This window comes from Nocardia amamiensis, assembly GCF_015477605.1.
Classification (GTDB): Bacteria; Actinomycetota; Actinomycetes; order Mycobacteriales; family Mycobacteriaceae; genus Nocardia; species Nocardia amamiensis_A.
Map to the genome: position 1 here is coordinate 200,505 of NZ_JADLQX010000003.1, position 21,053 is coordinate 221,557.

Here is a 21,053-nt window from a genome sequence, read left to right on the forward strand (position 1 = left end):
CGCACCGAAACTCGGCTGTGCACTTTCGGATGCCTAGGATCACCACACCCACCGGCCCATCCGATACGAACCAGAATGCAAGCCGTGAGATTTTCGTGGGGTTGGGCCAAATAAAAACAGGTCAGTACCGGTGCAATACCGGTCCTGACCTAGGTTTTCTGTGGAGCTAAGGGGACTCGAACCCCTGACCCCCACACTGCCAGTGTGGTGCGCTACCAGCTGCGCCATAGCCCCTGGTGGGTTGCGCTCCGGGCTTCCCCGCCGCGCTTGAATGAAGTTACACCACCGGTGTGTCGGCGACCAAATCGCCTCGATTCGGGGGCGACAGAGCTGAACCAACGATGTATAGTCGAACATGTGTTCGATCATGGGTGGGGAGCGATATGGCACCTCGAGGTGCGGTCTTGGACAGGGGGTGAGACCGGGCTGTCGAGTGCGCGGGCCGGGTGTCGGCAGGTGGAGCCGACGCCCGGCCCCTTGACCAACTGAAAGCTCGGTGGGCGATCTCGGGGGCTGGGAGGTCGGATTGCGCCGTCGAGTGGGCCGGGGCGTCGATTTGGTGGAATCGGCGTCCCGGCCCTTCCGTTGGGTCGAGCGGATGTCCCGTACACCAGGGGCCGCGGAAGCATCCACAGATCACTGGGTGAGTGAGATCACCCAGTTCTCGTCGTTGGCGTCGACCTTGGTCGTGCCGTCGAAGACCGCTGGTGTGGCCGCGGAGCCGCCGAGTGCCTCGCCGAGTGCGGCGGTCTGCGCCATGGCGGTGGTTCGTGCGAAGTCGAGCTTGGCACCGGTCGTGATGCACTGCAGCACCGGTTGGGGGGCACCGGCGTCCCGGGCGATGGCCGCGAGTGCTTCGTTGTTCAGGTCGCTGCCGCCCTCACTGGGGCGCTTCGTGATGAACAGCTCCGTGTGGAACTTCGAGTAGACCGGGCCGGATCCGGCTTCGGCCACACACTGGTTCGCGGCGACTGCGCGGGTGGAGTAGTCCTTGCTCTGGGAGCGGGCGTCGAGGAAGTTCACCAGGCGGTAGCGGACCGCCAGCGCGCCCGTATCGATCTTCTGGGCTATTTCCTGGCCGTAGATGCGCTCCAGGTTGCCACAGCCGGGACACAGCGGGTCCTCGAAGATGTCGATGGTCTTCTTCGCGTCCGGGCGGCCGAGCAGGATCGAGCCATTCGGCTCGAGCACCGAGTGCACCGCCAGATCCCGCACCGGACCGTAGCCGTCATTGCGGACCGTCGGTTCGTCCCGACCCCAGCGGATCGCCGCGATCACGATCAACACGATCAACGCGAGGGCAACCGCAGCCAACGCATAGGTAGTCGTACTGGACATCGGCCGCGGCGTGTAGTTCGAACGAGATTCGCTCACATTGACACTTTGCCCCACCGAACCTCCCCAGCCGCCGTCGGGCGGTACATCCGCAAACGGCAGCTGCATTCCTTTGATGTGGCAGCACGTATGGAGGCACGCTGCGGGCCCACCGCCACTGCGAAGTCCGCCACGGCCTGAGCCACACAGCCCTTGCAAAAGAGGTTGATCTTCGATCGCCGTGCTGCCACGGTGATCCGATTCCATTCGTCATCACGATCTGCGCTGAGAGGACCCCCGCGTGATCGCGGACCTCCGCATCCGTTTCCCTGTCGACGACGAGATGCTCTCGCAGCTCCACGCTTACGCATTCGGCGCTGACCACGTGCTGAGCCCTTGGAGAGCGCGTCTGGAACGGCACAGCAGATCGTGGGTCGGCGCATTCATCGGCGATCGGCTTGTCGGGTTCGTGCACGCAGTCTGGGATGGCGGTCGACATGCGTTCCTCCTCGACACCATGGTCGCCCCGGACCTCCGGCACCTGCGCATCGGAACCAGCCTGGTCGCGGCTCTCATCGGCGACCTACGCGAACGCGGTATCGAATGGCTCCACGTCGATTACGAACCGCACCTCGACAGCTTCTATCGCGACACATGCGGATTCCGGACCACCGACGCGGGCTTGCTACGCCTGAACTGACCTCGAACAAGGCCGCGACGAATGCCGCGACCGCTCGATGTCCTCCTTCCCGGCCCTCCTCATGCGAGGGCAACCTGCCGTTGCATGGGCGCGGCGACGATCACGAGATTCGCTTCACCGATTGCGACCGCCTCGTGGGACGGAACGTCGGCGTTCGCGGCGGGAGATCGCACGGCGCGGAGTGGTGGGTGACACTTCCGATTCGGCAACTGCTGTACCAGGCCCGGCCAATGCTGCTCGGAAATCGCTTCCTACCGCTGGACGATCGCCTTGTCTACCTGCCAGCGCGTCCTGTCCACCGCCGACCGTCGCGGGCTCACCCAGCACCGCTCGGTGATCAACCGTCGCTGTTCCAGGATCACACGCCGAGTCTCCCGACGAACCGCACGCACGTTCCGGACCCCGCCGCTACCGGCTCGTCGGCCACCGAAGCGCCGGACGGGCCGCTCACCGCCTCGCCGACAGCCGTGGCCTGAAAATCACCGCCGAGCCGATCCGATGGGCTTTCCGCATGCACGGGACGGCGGCGCAGCGGCTCGGGAACGACGGACCAGACGATCGCGGCGACAGCGAGCAGCGCACCGGTAACGCCGAGGGCGAGCTCGTAGGACACCTGCTGCGCGAGGGCGCCGACGGCAACCGGGCCGACGACGGTGCCGAGGTCGGCGGCCATCTGGAAACCGGCCAGAACCGGCCCGCCGCGCGCTTTGGGGCCGATGATGTCGGCCACCGCCGCCTGCTGGGTCGGGGTGAACATGCCGGAACCGAGTCCGGCGAGGAACGAGGTGGCCAGCAGCCACGGCAGGCTCGTCGCCATGCCGAGTCCCGCGGTGCCCGCCGCGCACACCAGCGAGCCGACGATCACGAATGGTTTCCGTCCCCACCGATCGGACAGCCGTCCCGAGGCGAAGAGCACCGCGACGTTGCCCGCCGCGAACACCGTCAGCGCAACGCCTGCCATTCCTGGCGCTTGGTGCAGCACCTCGACGACGAGCAGCGGCACCAACGCCATCCGCACACCGAACACGGCCGCGCCATTGGCGAAGTTCGACAGCAGCACCGCCCGGTACTCCGGCCGCGCCCATCCCTCCCGGAATGACATCATCCGAACGCCGCCGACCGGCTCGGGCGCGGCCAATGCCGAATTCCGCAGGCTCAGGTGCACGACGACGCTGACGACGAGCAGCGCGACCGCGTAGATCACGAACGGCCACCGCAACCCGAGGCCGGACAGCCCGCCGCCGACCAGCGGACCGCTCACCGAGCCGACCAGGAAGCTGGTCGACCACAGCCCGGATACCCGGCCGCGCTGTTCGGGCGGAGACATCCGGATCACCAGCGCCAGCGACGACACGGTGAACATGGTCGACCCGATGCCGCCGAGCGACCGCAACACCATGAGCTGCCAATAACTCTGGGCCAGCGCACTGGCGCCGGTGGACAGCGCGACGATCAGCAGTCCACCGAGGTAGACCGACCGCTCCCCCAGCCGCTGCACCAGCCGCCCGCTCACCGGCGCGAACAGCAACCGCATCAATGCGAACGCGGAGACGATCGCCGAAGCGGCCGCGACGCCGACGCCGAACCCCCGCGCGAACTGCGGCAGCACCGGCGCGACGAGACCGAACCCGATGGCGATGACGAACGCGCCCCCGACCAGCACCCAGATCTCGGTGGGCAGGGGCTTGGATCTACTGGTCACCGGACAGCGCCCGCCCGACCAATTCCTCCGCGGCCGTCTGCACCTCGGCGAGGTGCTCGGGGCCGTGGAACGACTCCGCGTAGATCTTGTACTTGTCCTCGGTGCCGGAGGGGCGGGCGGCGAACCACGCGTTCTCGGTGGTCACCTTGAGGCCGCCCAGCGGCGCGCCGTTGCCCCGCGCCCTGGTGAGCACGGCGGTGACCGGTTCTCCGGCGATCTCCTTCGTGGTGATCATGTCCGGAGTCAACTTCGCGAGCAGCTGTTTCTGTTCCGCGGTGGCGGGAGCGTCGATCCGCGCGTAGGCGGGGCTGCCGTAGCGGCGTTCCAGTTCGACGTAGCGCGCCGAGGGGCTCTGCCCGGTGACCGCGGCGATCTCCCCCGCGAGCAGTGCCAGCAGGATGCCGTCCTTGTCGGTGGTCCACACGGTGCCGTCCATCCGCAGGAACGACGCGCCCGCGCTCTCCTCGCCGCCGAAAGCCAGGCTGCCGCTGAACAATCCGGGCACGAAGAACTTGAATCCGACCGGCACCTCGTGCACGTCCCGGCCGAGCACGGAGACCACCCGGTCGACCATGGACGACGTCACCGCGGTCTTGCCGATCTTGGTCAGCGCGTCCCAGCCCATCCGGTTGGCGACCAGGTATTCGATGGCCACCGCCAGGAAGTGGTTCGGATTCATCAACCCGCCGTCGGGCGTGACGATGCCGTGCCGGTCCGCGTCGGCGTCGTTGCCGGTGGAGATGTCGTAGTCGTCCTTGATCGCGATCAGCGAAGCCATCGCGTAGCGCGAGGACGGGTCCATCCGGATCTTGCCGTCGCTGTCGAGCGTCATGAACCGCCAAGTGGGATCCACGAACGGGTTGACCACCTCGAGTTCGAGGTCGAACCGCTGACCGATCTCCTCCCAGTAGTCGACGCTTGCTCCGCCCATCGGGTCGGCGCCGAGCCGGATGCCCGCGCCGCGGATGGCGTCCAGGTTCAGCACGTTGGGCAGGTCGTCGACGTAGTGGCCGAGGTAGTCGTAGCGTTCCACGCCGGTTTCCAGCGCACGCCGCAGTGCGGTGCGTTTGACCTCGGCCAGCCCGCCGAGCAGCAGTTCGTTGGCGCGGGCGGCGATGGCGTCGGTGGCAGTGTTGTCGGCCGGGCCGCCGTGTGGCGGGTTGTATTTGAAGCCGCCGTCGCGCGGCGGGTTGTGCGACGGGGTGACCACGATGCCGTCGGCCTGGTGCTTGGCGCCCCCTCGATTGTGCCGCAGCACAGCATGACTCAGCGCCGGGGTGGGGGTGTAGCGATCGCGCGCGTCGATCACCGCGGTGACGTCGTTGCCGGCGAGCACCTCGAGCGCGGTGGTCCACGCCGGCTCGGACAGCGCGTGGGTGTCCCGGGCCAGGTAGACCGGTCCGGTGATGCCGCGGGTGGCGCGATATTCGACGATCGCCTGGGTGATCGCCAGAATGTGCGCTTCGTTGAAGGCGCTGTCCAGGCTGGAGCCGCGATGCCCCGAGGTACCGAACGCCACACGCTGGGCCGGGTCCAGCACATCGGGGACGCGGCTGTAGTACGCGGTCACCAGACGCGCGATGTCCTCCAGATCGGTGGGACGTGCGGGACGCCCGGCTCGATCGTGGGCCATGCTCGGGTCTCCCTTCCGGATCGGCTGTGCCCGGCTCGTCATCAGAATCATGTCCACGACCGCCTGGTCACCGCCGACCCCACGGCCACGTCGATCACGTCGGCCACCAGCCGGATCCTCTGGTAGCCGAACGTGCTGCACGTGGTCGGCGCGGTGCGGGCATCCGGTCCCGCGGCGGCGAACCGCCGCATGCCAGTCCTCGCGTCGCTGCGATCGCCGAGCCGCGCCGAACCGACAATGGTAACGGTCGAAGCCCCCTTCGGCATCGGCGCGTCGAAATCCGCTGGTACGCCGCACGGTACTGTCATCGCCCACCTCCCTGCCACAGTTCCACCGGTGCCATCGTGACGTTGACGGAGGCGAACAGTTCCGCGTTCTGCTCGACGAACGCGCGCAGGCGGTCCGGCTCGTCGACCAGCACCAGCATGAGCGGAAGATGGTCGGCCATATCCAGGATCCGGGTGGTGTGGACGTGCGAGGACGCGCCGTATCCCTCGATGCCGCGCCACACGCTGGCACCCGCCAGTCCGGCGTCCCTGGCCCGCCGCACGATCTCGTGGTACAGGGGCGTGTGCCGCCACTTGTCGTCCTCGTCGAGCAGCACGGTGAGCCGTGCCGCCGGCCGCCACTGTCCCGCTGGGGAACCCGTTTGCGGACTACTCACTGCCTGACCCCCTTTCGTCGTGCCGTTCCCGTCGATCGCCGAGCCGAACCAGGTAGCCGCCGTGCCTGCCCCGCGCCGGGCTTCGACGCCCCGGCTACGCCACCGCCACTCCCTGGCGGACGAGCGCGAGGAGCACCGCGGTAGATCCGAGGAGTCTACGAACCTCGCGGGTCGGGTGGAGAGGGTGGTGCCGCCGCCGTGCACGCCGGTGCCCCAGAAGGGGACGTAGCAGTCTTTTAGCTACCCACGCCGCGGCGGCCGGAATCATCGGGATTCCGATTGCAAAGCATCCCACGACAATTACGGTGTGAGTCGGACGGGGGCGTCTCCCCGCCGTTGGGCGAGGCCGATCCAGACAAACGACCGCCGCCCCTGCGACGAGATCGCGGGAGCGGCGGCCGTTGCTTCGTGCGCCGGATCGACGGCGCCGTATTCCGTCAGTGAGCGAGGACCGGCTCACCCTCGGCGGGCACGGGTACCGTGCTCGGCATCAGCACCGCGGTGAGGACGCCACCCGCGACGAAGATCGCGGTGGCCCACCAGAAGCTGGTGGTGTAGCTCTCGATCGCGGACTGCGCGATGGTCAGTGGATCCGGCTTCCGGGCGGACAGGTAGTCGCTGGCCGCGGAGGCGGCGATGGTGCTGAGCAGCGCCGTGCCGATCGACCCGCCGACCTGCTGGCTGGTGTTGATCATGGCCGAGGCCACGCCCGCGTCCTCGTGCTGCACGCCCGAGGTCGCGCCTTGGAAGGCGGTCGCCATCGCGCCGCCGAGGCCGAGACCCAACAGGATCAGGGCGGGCAGGATGTGGGTGGTGTAGCCGGTGTCCAAACCGATCCGGGTCAGCCAGAGCATGCCCGCCGCCGCGACCAGGAAGCCGCCACTCACCACGATCTTCGGTCCGATCTTCGGCAGCAGCAGCGACGGGGTGGTCGTGGACGAAGCGATCATCGCGGCGACCATCGGAAGGAACGCCACACCGGTCATGATCGGCGAGTAGCCCAGCGTCAGCTGCATGTAGTAGGTGAGGAACAGGAAGATCGCGAACATCCCGATGCCCATGACGAAGACCGTCAGGTAGGAGGTGCCGCGCATCCGGTCGAGCACGATCCGCACCGGAAGCAGCGGATGCGCGACCCGCGTCTCCAGCCAGGCGAACACCGCGAGCAGCGCGGTGCCACCGATCAGGAAGGCAAGGGTCACTCCGTTGGTCCACCCGTCCGATTCCGCGTGCGAGAACCCGTAGACGATGCCGAACAGGCCCGCGGTGACCACGACGGTGCCGGGGATGTCGAGCTTCGGCCGCTCGGTGCTCGCGTGCTTGGCCAGCAGCAGCACCGCGCCGACCAACGCGACGGCGGCGAAGGCCAGATTGACGAACATCACCCAGCGCCAGGACGCCCACTCGGTGAGAGCGCCGCCGAGCAGCAGGCCGATGGCGCCGCCGGTACCGGCGACCGCGCCGAAGATGCCGAATGCTTTGGCGCGCTCGGAGGGTTCGGTGAAGGTCACGGTGAGCAGCGACAGGGCGGCGGGCGCCAGCAGCGCGCCGAAGACGCCCTGACCGACGCGTGCCGCGACGAGCATCTCGAAGCTGGTGGCCGCGCCGCCGACGGCGGAGGCGACCGCGAAGCCGACCAGGCCGACGATGAAGGTGTTGCGCCTGCCGAACAGGTCACTGAGACGTCCGCCGAGCAGCAGGAGGCTGCCGAACGCCAGCGCGTATCCGGTGACCACCCACGAGCGGTCGCCGTCGCTGAAGCCGAGGTCCTGCTGTGCCGCGGGCAGGGCGATGTTCACCACGGTCGCATCGAGCACGACCATGAGCTGAGCGACGCCGAGGACGGCGAGGACCCACCAGCGCAGCGCGTGCGAGCCGCGCCTGCCGCTTCCCGTCTTCTCGGGGGCGGGCGCCCCACGGTCGATCGCGGTAGTCATGTGTCCCCTTGTCTGAAGATGATCCGGAGGCACTACCTCCGCTTACCATGGAATCTATCACTTTAACGGAGACAACGCCTCCACTTAATCCCGGGGATTGATAGAATGGCTATGTGAATCACGCCACGGTCGCCTCTCCACCCCGGCGCCTGCGGGCCGATGCCGCGCGCAATCAACAGCGGATCATCGCCGCGGCGCGCGAACTGTTCGCCGACCACGGGCTCGAGATCACCCTCGACGACGTGGCCGAGCGCGCTGGTGTCGGCGTCGGCACGGTCTACCGCCGCTTCGCGAACAAGAAGGAACTGATCGTCGAAGTCTTCGATCAGAACCTGAACGATTTCGCCGATGCCGCCGACGCCGCCTACCGACATCCGGATCCCTGGTTCGGGCTGGTCGAGTTCTTCGAATACGCCTGCCGGCACATGGCCACCAATCGCGGGTTCAGCGAGGTGATGCTCGAACTCGAGGACGACGAGACCGACCGTTTCGTCGTCGTGCGTGATCGAATCAAGCCCACCGTGACGGCCATCTGCGCCCGGGCGCGCGACGCGGGAGTCCTCGCCGAGGGCATCGAGCCGTCGGACTTCTTCGCGCTCGTGCACATGGTCGACGGCGTCGCCGAGTTCGCAAGGCCGGTCAATCCCGATGTGTGGCAGCGCTATATGGCCATCGCGCTGAACGGCGTACGCGCGGACGGCACGCCGCGCCAGCATCTCGTCGTCCCGCCGCTGACCGACGAGGAAGTCGAACACGCCAAGCAGCACGCCTGCGGAAGCCGCAAGCGGTAGCGAAATCACCACATAAGTAGCGCGCGTCACGATCGCTCCCGTAGAGTTGGTCACATGACCAATTCGTGGGTGAACTGGGCCGGCGATCAGCAGTGCGCGCCCGCGATTGTGGCCACGCCGCGTTCGGTCGACGAACTGGCCGATCTGCTCGGCAACGCCGAGACCGAGGGACACACCGTGCGGGTGGCCGGCGCCGGTCATTCGTTCAGCGACGCCGTCCTCACCGACGGCATGCTGCTGAGCCTGGAGCGACTGAACCGCGTTCTCGATGTCGACCGCGCGACCGGCCTCGTCCGGGTCGAGGCGGGCATCACCCTGAACGCCGCGAGCACCGCCTTACACGAACACGGCCTCGCCTTCCCGAACCTCGGCGACATCGACGTGCAGACCGTGGCAGGCGCCACCGCCACCGCCACCCACGGCACTGGTGCGAGGCTGCAGAATCTCTCCGCCGCGGTGCATTCCGTGGAACTGATGCTCGCGGACGGCAGCCGGGTAGAGCTGAACGAGCAAACCGACCCGGACGGCTGGCGCGCGGCGCGGGTGAGCGTCGGCGCCCTGGGTGTGGTCACCGCCGTGACGCTGCGAATGGCGCCCTCTTTCGTGCTGGAAGGCATCGAGCGCCCGGTCCCGGTGGACGACGTGCTCGCCGACCTGGATTCGTTCGTCGACGGCAACGAGCATTTCGAGTTCTACATGTTCGCGCACAGCTCGCTGGCCTTGACCAAGCGCAACAACCGCGTGACCCTGCCGGAGCGGCCGCGCGCCAAGTCCGTCGACTGGTTCGCCGACATCCTGATGTCCAACTATCTGTTCGACGGCCTGTGCAAGTTGAGCCGCAGACAGCCGCGCCTGGTCCCGTTGATCCACCGCAGCGCCGCCTATGCAGGCAGCTACCGCCGCCAGGTGGACCGGTCCTACCGCGTGTTCGCGTCGCCGCGGCTGCTCCGCTTCACCGAGATGGAGTACGCCATCCCGCGCGAGCACTCCGCCGACGCCATCCGCGAGATCAAGGAACTGGCCACCGGATTCGACACGCCGATGCCCATCGAGGTGCGGTGGGTCGCGCCGGACGACGCGTTCCTCTCCCCCGCGGGCGGCCGGGAAACCTGCTACATCGCCGTGCACCAGTACCGCGGCATGGACTTCGAACCGTACTTCCGTGCCTGCGAAGCGGTTTTCGATCGCTACCAGGGACGTCCGCACTGGGGCAAGCGCCACTTCCAGACCGCCGCGACCCTGCGCGACCGCTACCCGTACTGGGATCGGTTCGCCGAGGTGCGCCGCCGACTCGACCCCAAGGGACGTTTCGCCAACGCCTACCTCGATCGGGTGCTCGGCCCGGTCGGCTGACGCGAGAGACGCCAGGGCCGCGGCCATTGGCGGATTCAGCGATCAGACGGCGAGAATCTCGGCCACGAGTCGGGGGACGGCGGTTCCGATCGGCTCGCGGACGATCTCGGTGGCCAGTTCGTCGTACGGCGTCGGCTCGGCGTTGACGATGACCAGGTCGGCGCCGCCGCGCACGGCGACCGCGCACATCGACGCTGCTGGTTCCACCTGCAGCGACGTTCCGATGGCCAGGAAGATGTCGCTGGTCTCCGCGGTGATGATGGCCTTTGCCATGGTGCGCCGGTCCATCTGCTGGCCGAACATCACGGTGGCGGCCTTGAGGATGCCGCCGCAGTCGGGACAGGGCGGATCGGGCTCTCCCGCGTTCACGCGCTCGAGAGTGGCCGCCATCGTGGTCTGGTAGTCGCAGCCGATGCAGACCACGTCGAACATGTTGCCGTGGATCTCGACCACCCGCTCCGGCGAGGACCCCGCCCGCTGGTGCAAGCGATCGATGTTCTGCGTGATGATGGTGACCGCCCGACCGGCCCGTTCCAGATCGGCCAGCGCGTTGTGCGCTGGGTTCGGTACCGCTCGCCACGCCGGATTGTCCCGCCTGGCCAGCCAAGCCCGCTTCCGCAGATCCGGGTCGGCCACATAGTTCTGATAGGTGGAAAGCAGTTCGGCGATCGGGTCTTTCGTCCACACCCCGCGCGGGCCGCGGAAATCCGGGATACCGGAATCGGTGGAGATACCGGCGCCGGTGAGCACTCCGATCCGGCCGGTACGACTGCGCCACTCGGTCGTCATGCCTGCCAGCCTAGGAGCAGCCGGGCGACGTGGCAGGAATAGACGATGAGAGATTGTTACTGTTATCATCTCACTGTCTTGAGCTCGTCGATCAAGGGAGATCACGATGACCGCGTCCGTCGCGCGCGCAGCCACCGAACGCACGCTTCCGCCCCGCCGCCCGATCCAACCCGGCACTCGGATGTGGGACGAGACCGGGCTGATCACGTTCTCGCTCACCGCGGGCTCGGCCTTCCTGTTGCAGACCATGGAGCCGACCATCTCGGCGGTGGTCGACGAGTACTCCACCTTCCGCACCGACCCGATGGGCCGTGCCGCGCGCAGCCTCGCCTCGGTGATGATGTGGATCTACGGCGGCGACGAGGCACTCGCCGAGGCCGACCGGCTCCGGGAACTGCACGCGTCGCTGAACACCACCGACGCCCACGGCGTGCGGCACACCGCGCTGTCCAGCGGCCCGTGGGCCTGGGTGCTGCACACCGGGACCTTCGCGTTCACCGAGAGCGCGGAGTACTTCGCCCGCCGCCCGCTCACCGCGGCCGAAAAGGAGGCGTACTTGCAGGAGACGGTGCAGCTGATGCGCAATTTCGCCGTGCCGCCCAAGGAGATTCCGGCGAACTACGCCGCGTTCGAGGAATTCTTCGCCGACATGGTCGCCAACCACTTGGTGGCGACCGGCACCGCACGGGATTACCTCCGGGTGATCCGGTCGGTCGCGCCACCGAGGCAGCTGCCGCGTGCCCTACGACCGGCTTGGAAGGCGGCGGTGGCCCCCGTGGGATGGCTCCAGTACTTCGTGACGGTGGGCACCACCCCCGAGGCCGCGCGCGAGAAGCTGGGGCTGACTTGGACGGCGTCCGATGAGCGCAAACTTCGGGCACTCGGCTGGCTGATCGCACGGATCGTCCCGCTGCTGCCGGAACGGCTGCGCTACTTCCCGATCGCCTATGAAGCACGCCGCCTGGAACGCGACCGCCTGCGACTGCGCAAGATGATCGATATGCGTCCGATCTGACGCGCTTCGCCACACCACACCGCAGCAACAGCTGCGCGACAACGCCTTCGGGCCGATGACCTGCGATCTTTCCGTGCTTAGTCGCGTCAACGCACGGCCAGCGGTAACACTTCGCGGCACGCTGGTATACGTATCTCATACGCTACGACAGCGTTTCGGCTCCACCACCACACCGGACGGCCCGTCCGACGGCCGGCACACGCAGGCTCTACCCTGTTCATCGAAAGGCGTTCGCATGTCCCACAAGCCCAGTGTGCTGTTCGTCTGCGTGCAGAACGCGGGCCGCTCGCAGATGGCCGCCGGGTTTCTCACCGCCCTCGCCGGGGACCGGTTCGACGTGCGATCGGCGGGCAGCGAACCCGCCGAGAAACTCAACGCCACCGTGGTCGACGCTATGGCCGAGATCGGCATCGACATCTCCGGCTACGCACCCAAGCCGCTCACCATGGACGCGGTCGGCATCTCCGACGTGGTGATCACCATGGGTTGCGGGGATGCCTGTCCGTTCTTCCCCGGCATCAGCTACCGCGACTGGGTGCTGCCGGACCCCGCTGACCAGAGCATCGACGTGGTGCGCACCATCCGGGACCGCATCCGCATCCTGGTGGAGAACCTGATCGCCGAGTTGGTTCCCGCGCCCGCGCGCTGAGCACTGTCCGATTCGTTCAAGACTGTCCGGCGCGCCGCTGCCTACCCTGCCGGTATGACTCCACAACTCGACGTCATCGGCATCATCGTCACCGATATGGCCGCCTCGGTGGCCTTCTACCGCCGTCTCGGCCTCGATTTCCCCGCGGGTTCCGAACAGGAAGGACACGCCGAAGCAGCGTTGCCGAATGGCTTGCGGCTCACGCTGGACACCGAGGCCGTCATCAAGTCGTTCCACTCCGAGTGGACGCCTCCGACCCGAGCCGGCCGCCTCGGCATCGCGTTCCGCTGCGCCGACCCCGCAGAGGTCGACGCCGTGTACGCGGAGCTGGTGGGCGCCGGATACCACGGCGAATTGAAGCCGTGGGACGCCTTCTGGGGGCAGCGGTACGCGGTGGTGCACGACCCGGACGGCAACGGCGTCGACTTGTACGCCGCGCTTCCCACGGCCGCCGGATAACCGCCTGCCACGGCCGTCTAAGTCGGCGCGCCGATAGCCTCGGTCACCACCAGCGGACCAGGTGCGCTCGGCCCGCCTAGGACCGGGCGAGCAACTCCCCCAACCGAATTCCGGCCAGTGCGCGCACTTCTCGGGACAGGTGCGCCTGGTCGGCGAATCCCGCCAGCATCGCGGTTTCCGCGAGCGGAACACCGTCGCGCGCCGAGGCCAGCGCACGTTGCAGGCGCAGCACCCTGGCCAGAGTCTTCGGGCCGTAGCCGAAGGCGGCCAGCGAGCGCCGGTGCAGGGTCCGCTCGCCGAGCCCCGCCGCCTCGGCGACCGCGGCCACCGACCGGCCGGTCGCCAGCGCGGCGGCCACTCGCCGCATGAGCGGATCGGCCGATTCGGCCTCGGTCGACCGCCGCAGCACGATTCGTTCCAGCGCCGTGCTCTGATCGTCGGCGCGCTCGAGCTGACCGATCAGCTGCCGGACCGCCGCCGAAGGCCACAGGTCCGCGAGATCGACCCGTTGGTTCAGCAGTTCATGCGCCGGGACGCCGAGCAGAGCGGGCGCGGTACCCGGGAAGAATCGAATGCCGACGTACCGGCCGGTGCGCGGCTCGGCAGGGTGGTATGCCTGCGTGTCCGGACCCGCGACTACCAGCCGTCCCGCCATCCAGATCAGATCCATGCACCCGTCGGGCAGCACGGGCAGTGCCGAGGTGCGGCCGTCGACGGTTTTGGTCCACAGCACGGCGCCCTCGTACCGCGATCTCCGCTCCCGGTAAGCGCCGGCACCCACCTCGTTCACCCTGCGGACGCTACGCCGGCCCACCGACATGACGCCCGCCCTCACCCGCGCATTCGGCGCGACCTCGACCTCCTCCGAGGTCGGCGTCGACGTCGGGATCAGCGAGCCGGCGGAGGGATCGGGACGATTGCGCGCGGGACCACCCGAAGGTAGGGATGGGGGTGGGCAGCGGCGATTTTCGATGCCGGATCCTTGCAAACAACGATGACGTCGCCGTCCGGCGCGGAGGAAAACGTCCACAGCGTCATCCATTCCGTCCCGCCGACCATCTCGATCTTCTTCACGTCCGACGAACGCAGATCTTCATTCTGTCCGGAACTAGCGGTAACCGTGCAGCGAATACCGTTGGCGGCCTGCCCCCATGTGGCCGGTACCCGGATATCGAGCACCGCGTCGGCGGGCACCGGGACTTTTTTGGTCTCACCGAGCAAAACGCGGACCACGCCACCCGGTTCGTCATGGTCGCGTGCGGCTGTCGTCGTCGCCGCGGCACTCGCGGCGGCGACCGCGCTCGTCGCCGCTGATTCCTTACTCGCGGGAGAGTCGTCGGAACACCCCGCCACGGTGACGACGAACAGCGCGGGAAGCGCCAGCCAGCTCAGTTTCACAGTCGGACCTCTCGTCGCGCCCGCTCGCCAGGCGATTGGTTCGGATCAGCCGGAGCACTGAGCATGACAACGTCTACAGGGAAAATCCTGGCTACACGCCGAGAAATCGGCAATTGGGCGGCAATCGTCCGAATCGCCTTTCGACCGTGCTTTTCGGTGACTCCGGCCGTCGCATCCGCGGCCGGGGTCCCAGAAGGGCATTGCCCCTGACGCCGCCGGGTCTGCATAGTGGGTTGGTGAGGTGATCATCGGGAGGCCACAATGGCGACACATTCGTGGGCGGGGGGACGCCGGGCGGAGCACGCCCGTGTCTGACGGACATGGCATGACCGGCTCGCGCACGCTGCGCACCACCACACTGAGCGGCTACCGGCAAGCCGCGGTCACCGTCACGCCCGCCGCGCGGGCGGTGCTGATCATCGCGGTGCTCCTGATCGCCGTCGTACTGGCCTACCAGGCCCGGACGACCTCGTACGACGGCGTCGATCGCAGCTGGTTCGCCGCTCTCGCGCTCTCCGGCGTGTTCGTCGCCCGCGGGCTGCATCTGCGTCGTCCGGTCACCCTCCCGCACGGCACGTCCGCGGTGTTGGTTCTGGTGCTCGCCCACCTCGCCTACCAGGCGGAACATCCCGGTGCGGGCTTCGTCCTGCTGTCCGCCACGGGCTTCGTGCTGGTGCTGCCGCTGTCGAGCAGACCACAGCCCGAGGAGCTGGCTCGGGTGGCCGAACTGGTCGGCCGCACCGAGGGCGACCCGCTGGCGCCGTTCGCGCTGCATTCGTCCAAGTCCTACTTCTTCGACGCGTCGTCTACCGCGGCGATCGGCTATCGGACCCGCTTCGGCATCGCGGCCGTCGCGGGCGACCCGATCGGCGACCGCGCGGCGTTCCCCGAGCTGGTCACGGCGTTCTCCGAATTCGCCGCCGACCGCGGCTGGCGCGTCGCCGTCATGGGGGCGAGCCCCGAACTGGCCGCGCTGTGGCGGCTGCGCGCGCTGGAGCACCGCGGGCTGCACGCGGTGCCGATCGGCCGCGATGTGGTGCTCGACGTCGACGGTTTCGCTCTCGTCGGGCGCAAGTTCCGCAACCTGCGCCAAGCCGTGAGCCGCACCAAGAACGCCGGTGTCACCACCGAGGTGGTGCACGAGTCGGCGCTGAGCGAGAGACGACGCCGGGAACTGCTCTCCATCGTCGACGAATGGGGACAGGGCAGGCAGAACCGCGGCTTCTCGATGATCCTGGATCACCTGCTCGACGGACGGCATCCCGGCATGCTGATCGTCATCGCCGATCATCCGGAGGGCCGCGCCGCGGGCTTCCAGCGCTACGGCACCTCCGGGCACGGGCGGGAGCTGAGCCTCGACGTCCCGTGGCGGCGCAAGGACGCGCCCAACGGGCTGGACGAACGCATGATCCTGGATCTGGTCGACTACGCGAGAGCGCACGACATCCACCGGATCTCGCTGGCTTTCGCGCCGTTTCCGGAACTGTTCGCCGAGAAGCGGAGATCGCGCACGGCCAAGCTGCTCTTCCTGGTGGTGCACCTGTGCGACCCGCTGGTCCGGCTGGAATCGCTCTACCGGTTCCTGCGCAAATTCCACGCGCTGTCGCGGCCGCGCTATGTTCTGGTCCGCTGGCGCGAGGTGGTGGTCGCCGCCGCGGCCCTGCTGACACTGGAGTTCGCGCCGCACCGCCGCGAGTACCCCCGCGGCACCCCGACCGGATCCGGAGGAGCGTCATGGAACTGACCCACAGCGACGTGAAAGCCGCGGCCGAGCGAGTGACGGGCCGGGTCAGGCCGGTCGCCGTGGCGCAGGCCGACAGCGCGGGCGAGCTGTGGTTCGCGCTGGAGTTCCTGCAGCACACCGGAAGCTTCAAAGCCAGGGGGGCGCTGAACTTCCTGCTCACCCACCGCGAGAACGGCACGCTGCCGCCAGTGGGCGTGACGATCGCCTCCGGCGGCAACGCCGGGCTGGCCTGCGCGTGGGCGGCTCGCAACCAGGGCATTCCGGCGACCGTATTCGTGCCGACCACGGCCCCGCGGGTCAAGGTGGAGCGGCTCACGTCCTATGGCGCCGAAGTCCGATTGGTGGGTACTGAATACGCCGACGCGCTCGCCGCCAGCCGCGAGTTCGCCGACGACACGGGCGCCCTGCCCTCGCACGCCTACGACAACCCGCTCATCGCGGCGGGAGCAGGCACGCTCATGGCGGAAGTCAACGAGCGGATCCCTGATCTCGGCACCGTCGTCGTCGCGGTCGGCGGAGGCGGATTGTTCTCCGGCGTCGCCACCGCGGCCGATCACTACGGCGTCCGCACCGTCGCCGTGGAGCCCGCCCGCTGCCGCGCTCTGCATGCCGCGATCGCGGCGGGACGGGTCGTCGACGTGGAGGTCGACTCGATCGCCGCCGACTCGCTCGGCGCCCGGCGAACCTCGGAGATGGCGCTGGCGGCCGCGCGACGGTATGACGTCGAGTCGGTGCTGGTCGAGGAACCCGGGATCATCGCCGCCCGCCGAACACTGTGGGAGGAGCGCCGCATCGCGGTCGAGTACGGGGCGGCGACCGCTCTGGCCGCGATTCTCGGCGATGAACCGACGTTCCGGCGTGCCCCCGGCGAGCGGGTGTGCGTGGTGCTCTGCGGGGCGAATACCGATCCTTCGGACTTGGCCCGGTAGGCGTACCTCCGCCCTCCGCATTCGCTCCGGCTCGAACTCTCGCCACGCCGTGTGACGGTTCATCAGCGTATTTCCGACGAATCGGACGACACGGGGTTAGGCTCCGGCTGTCGTCTTCGATCCGGACGGAAGGCACACCATGGCACATACCTCTCTCATGGTTCCCCTAGGCACCGCACTACCCGATTTCTCGCTTCCCGACCTCGACCAGCGGATCTACTCCCGCGACGACTTCGCGGGCGGACCCGGACTGCTGGTGGTCTTCGCCTGCAACCACTGCCCCTACGTCAAACACATCGAGGCGGCGCTCGGCGAACTGATCGACTCGCTGCCGTCCATGCCGACCGTGGCGATCTGCAGCAACGACGCGATCGCCTACCCGGACGACGCGCCGCTGCGGCTGCGCGACCAAGCGATCCGGGCGGGCTGGACCTTCCCCTATCTCGTCGACGAGGACCAGCAGGTCGGCCGGGCGTTTCGCGCCGCGTGCACCCCGGACTTCTTCCTCTACGACGCGAACCTCGAACTCGCCTACCGCGGCGCCTTCGACGAGTCGACCCCGGGCAATGGAAAACCGTTGACCGGCAACGACTTGCGCGCCGCTGTCGAGGCCGTGCTGGACGGCAAGCCGGTCCCGGAACCGCACCGGCCCAGCATGGGTTGCTCGATCAAATGGCGGGACGCCTGAAGCCACGGCAAACCGACCGCATCACCTCGCGACGAGAGGACCATCGGTGACGAAACCAGCCGACCCGGGCTCGGTCGCACGCCGCTACCTCGAGGCGATCGGCGCGCAGGACTGGGAGACCGTGGCGGAGTGCTGGCAGTCCGGCGCGCTCGACGTGTTCGTCGGCGTCGCGGACCTGCGCGCTCCCGACGAGATAGTGGCCTTCTTCCGGGATGTCCATGCCGCCCTGCCGGACCTGACACTGGAGATAGTCTCGGTCACCGCACAGGACGAGCGCGCCGTGGTGCACTGGCGGATGCGCGGCCGGTTCGACGGGACCGCGCCGCTGATCGGGCTGGCACCGAACGGAAGACAGCTCGACCTCCTCGGCACCGACGTATTCGTCGTCCGCGACGGGCTGATCGTCTCGAACACCGCGATCGTCAACGGACTCGACCTCGCCCGGCAGCTCGCCGTTCTGCCGCCGCAGCATTCGATCGCCGAGCGAGTACTGTTCGGGCTCGCCAATTCCATTGCCCCGCTGGGCAAAGCGATCCGTTCCCGCACCCGGTCTGGAAAATAGCCCTGCCGATTCCGGCTCCGATGAGGGACACTGTCCAAGACACCGGGGACATAGAAGGGGTGGGACGTTGGCGACGATCGTCCTCGTACACGGCATAGCGCAAGAACAGGAATCGGCCGACACATTGGAGGCGCGCTGGCTGCCCGGCCTCGCGGGAGGCGTACGCAACCACGGTGCACCGGACCTGGCGGATCGACTGTGGCGCAATGGGTCTGCTGGAGATATCTCGGCCCGGATGGCGTTCTACGGCGATCAATTCCTGACCAAGGGCGCCCAGGGCGCCGGGACGGAACTCGACGACGCACAACTGGACCTGATGGAAGCGCTCGCCGGCGAATGGCTGGCGACGGCGGCCGTGCACGCCGGCGACGCACGCGACCGTGCGACCGCCCGCAGGCTCGGCACTCCCCCGCCGCCGGACGCGGTGGCGCAAGGAGCGCAGGCGACACTGCGGCCCGCCCTCAACGCGCTGATGCGATTGCGCTGGTTCGCGCCGTTCGGTTTCGGGCTGGCGCAGAAGTTCGTCATCAGCGCCCTGTCCCAAGTCGCCCGCTATTTCACCGACGACGAGGTCCGGGCGTATGCCCAGCAGCAGGTGCTCGGCCACGTCGGTCCCGACACCCGGCTGGTCATCGCCCATTCGCTCGGCAGCGTGGTCGCCTATGAGGCCCTGCACCGCGCCGAGCACCCGGTAACCCTGCTGACCATGGGGTCGCCGCTCGGCCTGCGCACCGTCGTCTACGACAGATTGCGCCCGCAGCCGAGCACCGTGCCGAAATCGGTGACGGGCTGGCACAACGTGGTCGACGAGGACGATCTCGTTGCCGCCCACCTCGACCTGGCCCCGTTCTTTCCGCCCTGCCCCGGCGCCGCCGTCACCCCGGTCACCGAGCAGCACTTCGACAACGGCGCGTCGCCGCACGACTCCACCAACTATCTGACGAAAGCCGTCACCGGCGGCATCGTCGCGAAAGCGCTCGGGCATTAATTGTTCTCGAATTCCGGCTGCCGGTCCGGTTCGCGGCGCGACCGCACTCGGCGGTCCCGCCACAGCAGATAACCCGCCACGGCGACCCCGCATCCGGTCAGCACCGCGCCCACCGGATAGAGCGACCGCAGGCCCGCGCCGTCGCCGATCACCCATCCGCCGATCCGTCCCGCGCCCGCCGCAGCGAGCTGGAATCCGGAGGCGTTCACCGCGATGGCCAAGGTCGGCGCGGCCGTGGCCGTGGCTACTACTCGCGCCTGCATGCCGGGGATGATGGCGAAGGCCAGTGCGCCCAACACGAAAGTCAGCGCGGCCGCGACGATCCGGACACCTCCCGCCAACCAGAACAGGACCAGCACTCCGGCGAGCGCGGCCAGCAGCCCGGTCACCGAGGGCAACAAGGACCGGTCGGCGAGCTTGCCGCCGAGCTGGTTGCCGAGCACGGCGCCGACGCCGTAGACCAGCAGCAGCATCGGCACCGCGCCCGTGGGGAAGCCGCCGACTTCGGTCAACAGCGGCGTGATGTAGGTGAAGACCATGACGACTCCGACATTCCCGACGGCGGTGAGCGCGATCGCCCACAGCACGTCACGGTCGGCGAAAACGCGCAGTTCATTTCCGATCGAGGCCGCCGCCGAGCCCGGCTGATCGGGCAGGAAACGCAGCACCAGCGGCAACGCGGCCGCCGCGCAGAGGGCGACGGCTGCGAAAGTCGCTCGCCAGCCCAGGCTTTGGCCGATGGCCGCGCCGAGCGGAGTGCCGAGTACGATACCCAGGTTCATGCCGAGAGCAACGCGTGCCACCGCCGTGGCCTCGGCACCCGGCTGGGCGGTCGACACCGCGGTGGCGACCGCGACCGCGAAGAAGGTGGCGACGACCGAGCCCGCCGCACCTCGCATGGCCAGCAGCACAGCGTAATTCGGCGCGAAGGCGGAGCCCAGATTGGCCAGTATCGCGATCGACACCAATCCGATGACCAAAGGCTTGCGCGCCACCTTGGCGGTCAGCACCGTCACCACCGGACCGCCGATGATCATGCCGATCGCATAGGCCGTCACCAGCGCTCCCGCGGACGCCACCGAAACCGCCAGGCCGCTCGCGACCTCGGGCAAGATGCCCGCGATCACGAACTCGCCGGTCGTCAGGCTGAACACCACGAGCATCAGAGAAAACACTGCGGGCCGCATCACATGCCTTCCAGATAGTTATGACTCGAATGATACGAACTAGAACTATCACAGTTCGAACAGAAGGCGCTAGACTCGGAGCAATGACGCGGCAGCCCGATCCCGTGGTGGACACCGAACTCGACCGCGATGTGTGCAAGTTGGTGCATCAGTTCACCCATCGGCTCGATGTGCACGTCCGCCGCGTCGCCGAACAGCTGGAACTCACCCCCTCGCAGGTGATCGCGCTGCGCGAATTGTCCGAACCGATCACCGCGAGGGAGCTGGCGGCGCGGATGTCCTGTGAGCCGTCGAACGCGACGTTCGTGCTGGACCGGCTGGAGCAGCAAGATCTGATCCGCCGCGAGCCACACCCCACCGACCGCCGGGCCAAACAGATCGTGCTGACCCCAGCCGGTCGGCGCCGACGCGATGACGCGCTCGAATTGCTCGGCGCGAGCTCCCCGTTGACTTCGCTCACCGGAACTCAGCAGCAGGCGTTACGCGACCTGCTGCTCACCATGGCCGCCGACGCCGAGCGCTGACCGGAAGCCGATCCGTACCGGCAATGC

Annotated in this window: 22 protein-coding genes and 1 tRNA gene; 12 read left to right on the forward strand and 11 right to left on the reverse strand. The window is 68.2% G+C overall.

The features are described from left to right. Window positions 1-161: 161 nt before the first annotated feature. Together IU459_RS05510 and IU459_RS05515 are read right to left on the reverse strand one after the other, a co-directional pair. Window positions 162-234 (reverse strand) — tRNA-Ala (locus tag IU459_RS05510). Between the two features lie 402 nt (window positions 235-636). Then, entirely contained in the window at window positions 637-1,338 is a 702-nt protein-coding gene (locus IU459_RS05515; RefSeq protein ID WP_195128361.1) for a DsbA family protein, read from the reverse strand. A gap of 277 nt (window positions 1,339-1,615) precedes the next feature. Here IU459_RS05515 and IU459_RS05520 point away from each other — a divergent pair, with 277 nt between their 5' ends. Then, window positions 1,616-2,014 carry a GNAT family N-acetyltransferase gene (locus tag IU459_RS05520; RefSeq protein ID WP_324198751.1) on the forward strand — a complete coding sequence of 133 codons (399 nt, stop codon included), beginning with the start codon at window positions 1,616-1,618 and terminating at the stop codon, window positions 2,012-2,014. 358 nt (window positions 2,015-2,372) lie between these two features. Here the strand turns inward: IU459_RS05520 and IU459_RS05525 are convergent, their stop codons facing one another. The 5 genes from IU459_RS05525 to IU459_RS05545 form a co-directional block, all read right to left on the reverse strand. Continuing rightward, a complete protein-coding gene (locus IU459_RS05525) occupies window positions 2,373-3,716 on the reverse strand; it encodes an MFS transporter (RefSeq protein WP_195128362.1) in 1,344 nt (447 codons plus the stop codon). After that, complete coding sequence (pgm, locus tag IU459_RS05530) at window positions 3,706-5,349, reverse strand: phosphoglucomutase (alpha-D-glucose-1,6-bisphosphate-dependent) (RefSeq protein WP_195128363.1); 1,644 nt, start codon at window positions 5,347-5,349, stop codon at window positions 3,706-3,708. Before pgm ends, IU459_RS05525 begins: the two co-directional genes overlap by 11 nt. 47 nt (window positions 5,350-5,396) lie before the next feature. Beyond that, entirely contained in the window at window positions 5,397-5,657 is a 261-nt protein-coding gene (locus tag IU459_RS05535) for a hypothetical protein (RefSeq protein ID WP_195128364.1), read from the reverse strand. Further along, a complete protein-coding gene (locus IU459_RS05540) occupies window positions 5,654-6,013 on the reverse strand; it encodes a DUF190 domain-containing protein (RefSeq protein ID WP_195128365.1) in 360 nt (119 codons plus the stop codon). The genes IU459_RS05535 and IU459_RS05540 overlap by 4 nt, the downstream gene beginning before the upstream one ends. 437 nt (window positions 6,014-6,450) lie before the next feature. Beyond that, window positions 6,451-7,950, reverse strand: coding sequence for an MFS transporter (locus IU459_RS05545; protein ID WP_195128366.1), 1,500 nt, complete (start codon window positions 7,948-7,950; stop codon window positions 6,451-6,453). A 113-nt stretch (window positions 7,951-8,063) separates the two neighbouring features. Between IU459_RS05545 and IU459_RS05550 the strand changes: the two genes are divergently transcribed. Continuing rightward, entirely contained in the window at window positions 8,064-8,741 is a 678-nt protein-coding gene (locus IU459_RS05550; protein ID WP_195128367.1) for a TetR/AcrR family transcriptional regulator, read from the forward strand. A gap of 54 nt (window positions 8,742-8,795) precedes the next feature. Further along, a complete protein-coding gene (locus IU459_RS05555) occupies window positions 8,796-10,094 on the forward strand; it encodes a D-arabinono-1,4-lactone oxidase (protein ID WP_195128368.1) in 1,299 nt (432 codons plus the stop codon). A gap of 42 nt (window positions 10,095-10,136) precedes the next feature. Here IU459_RS05555 and IU459_RS05560 read toward each other — a convergent pair whose 3' ends face one another. Then, window positions 10,137-10,883, reverse strand: a complete 747-nt coding sequence (locus IU459_RS05560) for an SIR2 family NAD-dependent protein deacylase (protein ID WP_195128369.1) — start codon at window positions 10,881-10,883, stop codon at window positions 10,137-10,139. 106 nt (window positions 10,884-10,989) lie between these two features. Here IU459_RS05560 and IU459_RS05565 point away from each other — a divergent pair, with 106 nt between their 5' ends. From IU459_RS05565 to IU459_RS05575, 3 genes are all read left to right on the forward strand, one after another. Then, window positions 10,990-11,898, forward strand: coding sequence for an oxygenase MpaB family protein (locus IU459_RS05565; protein WP_195128370.1), 909 nt, complete (start codon window positions 10,990-10,992; stop codon window positions 11,896-11,898). A 235-nt stretch (window positions 11,899-12,133) separates the two neighbouring features. Next, complete coding sequence (locus tag IU459_RS05570) at window positions 12,134-12,547, forward strand: arsenate reductase ArsC (protein WP_195128371.1); 414 nt, start codon at window positions 12,134-12,136, stop codon at window positions 12,545-12,547. A gap of 54 nt (window positions 12,548-12,601) precedes the next feature. After that, a complete protein-coding gene (locus tag IU459_RS05575; RefSeq protein ID WP_195128372.1) occupies window positions 12,602-13,006 on the forward strand; it encodes a VOC family protein in 405 nt (134 codons plus the stop codon). Window positions 13,007-13,082: 76 nt separating this feature from the next. On the opposite strand, the gene IU459_RS05580 is transcribed toward IU459_RS05575, so the two are convergent. Together IU459_RS05580 and IU459_RS05585 are read right to left on the reverse strand one after the other, a co-directional pair. After that, the gene (locus IU459_RS05580; protein WP_324198752.1) at window positions 13,083-13,796 is read right to left on the reverse strand and encodes a helix-turn-helix transcriptional regulator; all 714 of its coding nucleotides are present in this window, start codon (window positions 13,794-13,796) and stop codon (window positions 13,083-13,085) included. Window positions 13,797-13,894: 98 nt separating this feature from the next. Beyond that, a complete protein-coding gene (locus IU459_RS05585) occupies window positions 13,895-14,404 on the reverse strand; it encodes a hypothetical protein (RefSeq protein ID WP_195128374.1) in 510 nt (169 codons plus the stop codon). Between the two features lie 307 nt (window positions 14,405-14,711). Between IU459_RS05585 and IU459_RS05590 the strand changes: the two genes are divergently transcribed. From IU459_RS05590 to IU459_RS05610, 5 genes are all read left to right on the forward strand, one after another. Further along, a complete protein-coding gene (locus IU459_RS05590) occupies window positions 14,712-16,148 on the forward strand; it encodes a bifunctional lysylphosphatidylglycerol flippase/synthetase MprF (protein ID WP_324198753.1) in 1,437 nt (478 codons plus the stop codon). Continuing rightward, window positions 16,139-17,077 carry a threonine/serine dehydratase gene (locus IU459_RS05595; RefSeq protein WP_195128375.1) on the forward strand — a complete coding sequence of 313 codons (939 nt, stop codon included), beginning with the start codon at window positions 16,139-16,141 and terminating at the stop codon, window positions 17,075-17,077. Before IU459_RS05590 ends, IU459_RS05595 begins: the two co-directional genes overlap by 10 nt. Window positions 17,078-17,216: 139 nt before the next feature. Continuing rightward, window positions 17,217-17,765 (forward strand): thioredoxin family protein, encoded by a 549-nt coding sequence (locus IU459_RS05600; RefSeq protein ID WP_195128376.1) that lies wholly within the window; start codon window positions 17,217-17,219, stop codon window positions 17,763-17,765. Window positions 17,766-17,811: 46 nt separating this feature from the next. Further along, complete coding sequence (locus IU459_RS05605) at window positions 17,812-18,327, forward strand: ester cyclase (RefSeq protein ID WP_195128377.1); 516 nt, start codon at window positions 17,812-17,814, stop codon at window positions 18,325-18,327. 67 nt (window positions 18,328-18,394) lie between these two features. After that, entirely contained in the window at window positions 18,395-19,315 is a 921-nt protein-coding gene (locus IU459_RS05610) for a hypothetical protein (protein WP_195128378.1), read from the forward strand. On the opposite strand, the gene IU459_RS05615 is transcribed toward IU459_RS05610, so the two are convergent. Then, window positions 19,312-20,478, reverse strand: a complete 1,167-nt coding sequence (locus tag IU459_RS05615; RefSeq protein ID WP_228837417.1) for an MFS transporter — start codon at window positions 20,476-20,478, stop codon at window positions 19,312-19,314. The two genes, IU459_RS05610 and IU459_RS05615, sit on opposite strands and share 4 nt — an antisense overlap. 107 nt (window positions 20,479-20,585) lie before the next feature. Here IU459_RS05615 and IU459_RS05620 point away from each other — a divergent pair, with 107 nt between their 5' ends. After that, on the forward strand, window positions 20,586-21,026 hold the full coding sequence (locus IU459_RS05620; RefSeq protein WP_195128380.1) for a MarR family winged helix-turn-helix transcriptional regulator: 441 nt from the start codon (window positions 20,586-20,588) through the stop codon (window positions 21,024-21,026). Window positions 21,027-21,053: the final 27 nt, after the last annotated feature.

Bases quoted from the DNA above. Each gene is read 5' to 3' on its own strand.
- IU459_RS05515 (WP_195128361.1), bottom strand. From the start codon at position 1,338: ATGTCCAGTACGACTACCTATGCGTTGGCTGCGGTTGCCCTCGCGTTG.
- pgm (WP_195128363.1), bottom strand. From the start codon at position 5,349: ATGGCCCACGATCGAGCCGGGCGTCCCGCACGTCCCACCGATCTGGAG.
- IU459_RS05535 (WP_195128364.1), bottom strand. From the start codon at position 5,657: ATGACAGTACCGTGCGGCGTACCAGCGGATTTCGACGCGCCGATGCCG.
- IU459_RS05545 (WP_195128366.1), bottom strand. From the start codon at position 7,950: ATGACTACCGCGATCGACCGTGGGGCGCCCGCCCCCGAGAAGACGGGA.
- IU459_RS05555 (WP_195128368.1), top strand. From the start codon at position 8,796: ATGACCAATTCGTGGGTGAACTGGGCCGGCGATCAGCAGTGCGCGCCC.
- IU459_RS05560 (WP_195128369.1), bottom strand. From the start codon at position 10,883: ATGACGACCGAGTGGCGCAGTCGTACCGGCCGGATCGGAGTGCTCACC.
- IU459_RS05565 (WP_195128370.1), top strand. From the start codon at position 10,990: ATGACCGCGTCCGTCGCGCGCGCAGCCACCGAACGCACGCTTCCGCCC.
- IU459_RS05570 (WP_195128371.1), top strand. From the start codon at position 12,134: ATGTCCCACAAGCCCAGTGTGCTGTTCGTCTGCGTGCAGAACGCGGGC.
- IU459_RS05575 (WP_195128372.1), top strand. From the start codon at position 12,602: ATGACTCCACAACTCGACGTCATCGGCATCATCGTCACCGATATGGCC.
- IU459_RS05595 (WP_195128375.1), top strand. From the start codon at position 16,139: ATGGAACTGACCCACAGCGACGTGAAAGCCGCGGCCGAGCGAGTGACG.
- IU459_RS05600 (WP_195128376.1), top strand. From the start codon at position 17,217: ATGGCACATACCTCTCTCATGGTTCCCCTAGGCACCGCACTACCCGAT.
- IU459_RS05615 (WP_228837417.1), bottom strand. From the start codon at position 20,478: ATGCTCGTGGTGTTCAGCCTGACGACCGGCGAGTTCGTGATCGCGGGC.
- IU459_RS05620 (WP_195128380.1), top strand. From the start codon at position 20,586: ATGACGCGGCAGCCCGATCCCGTGGTGGACACCGAACTCGACCGCGAT.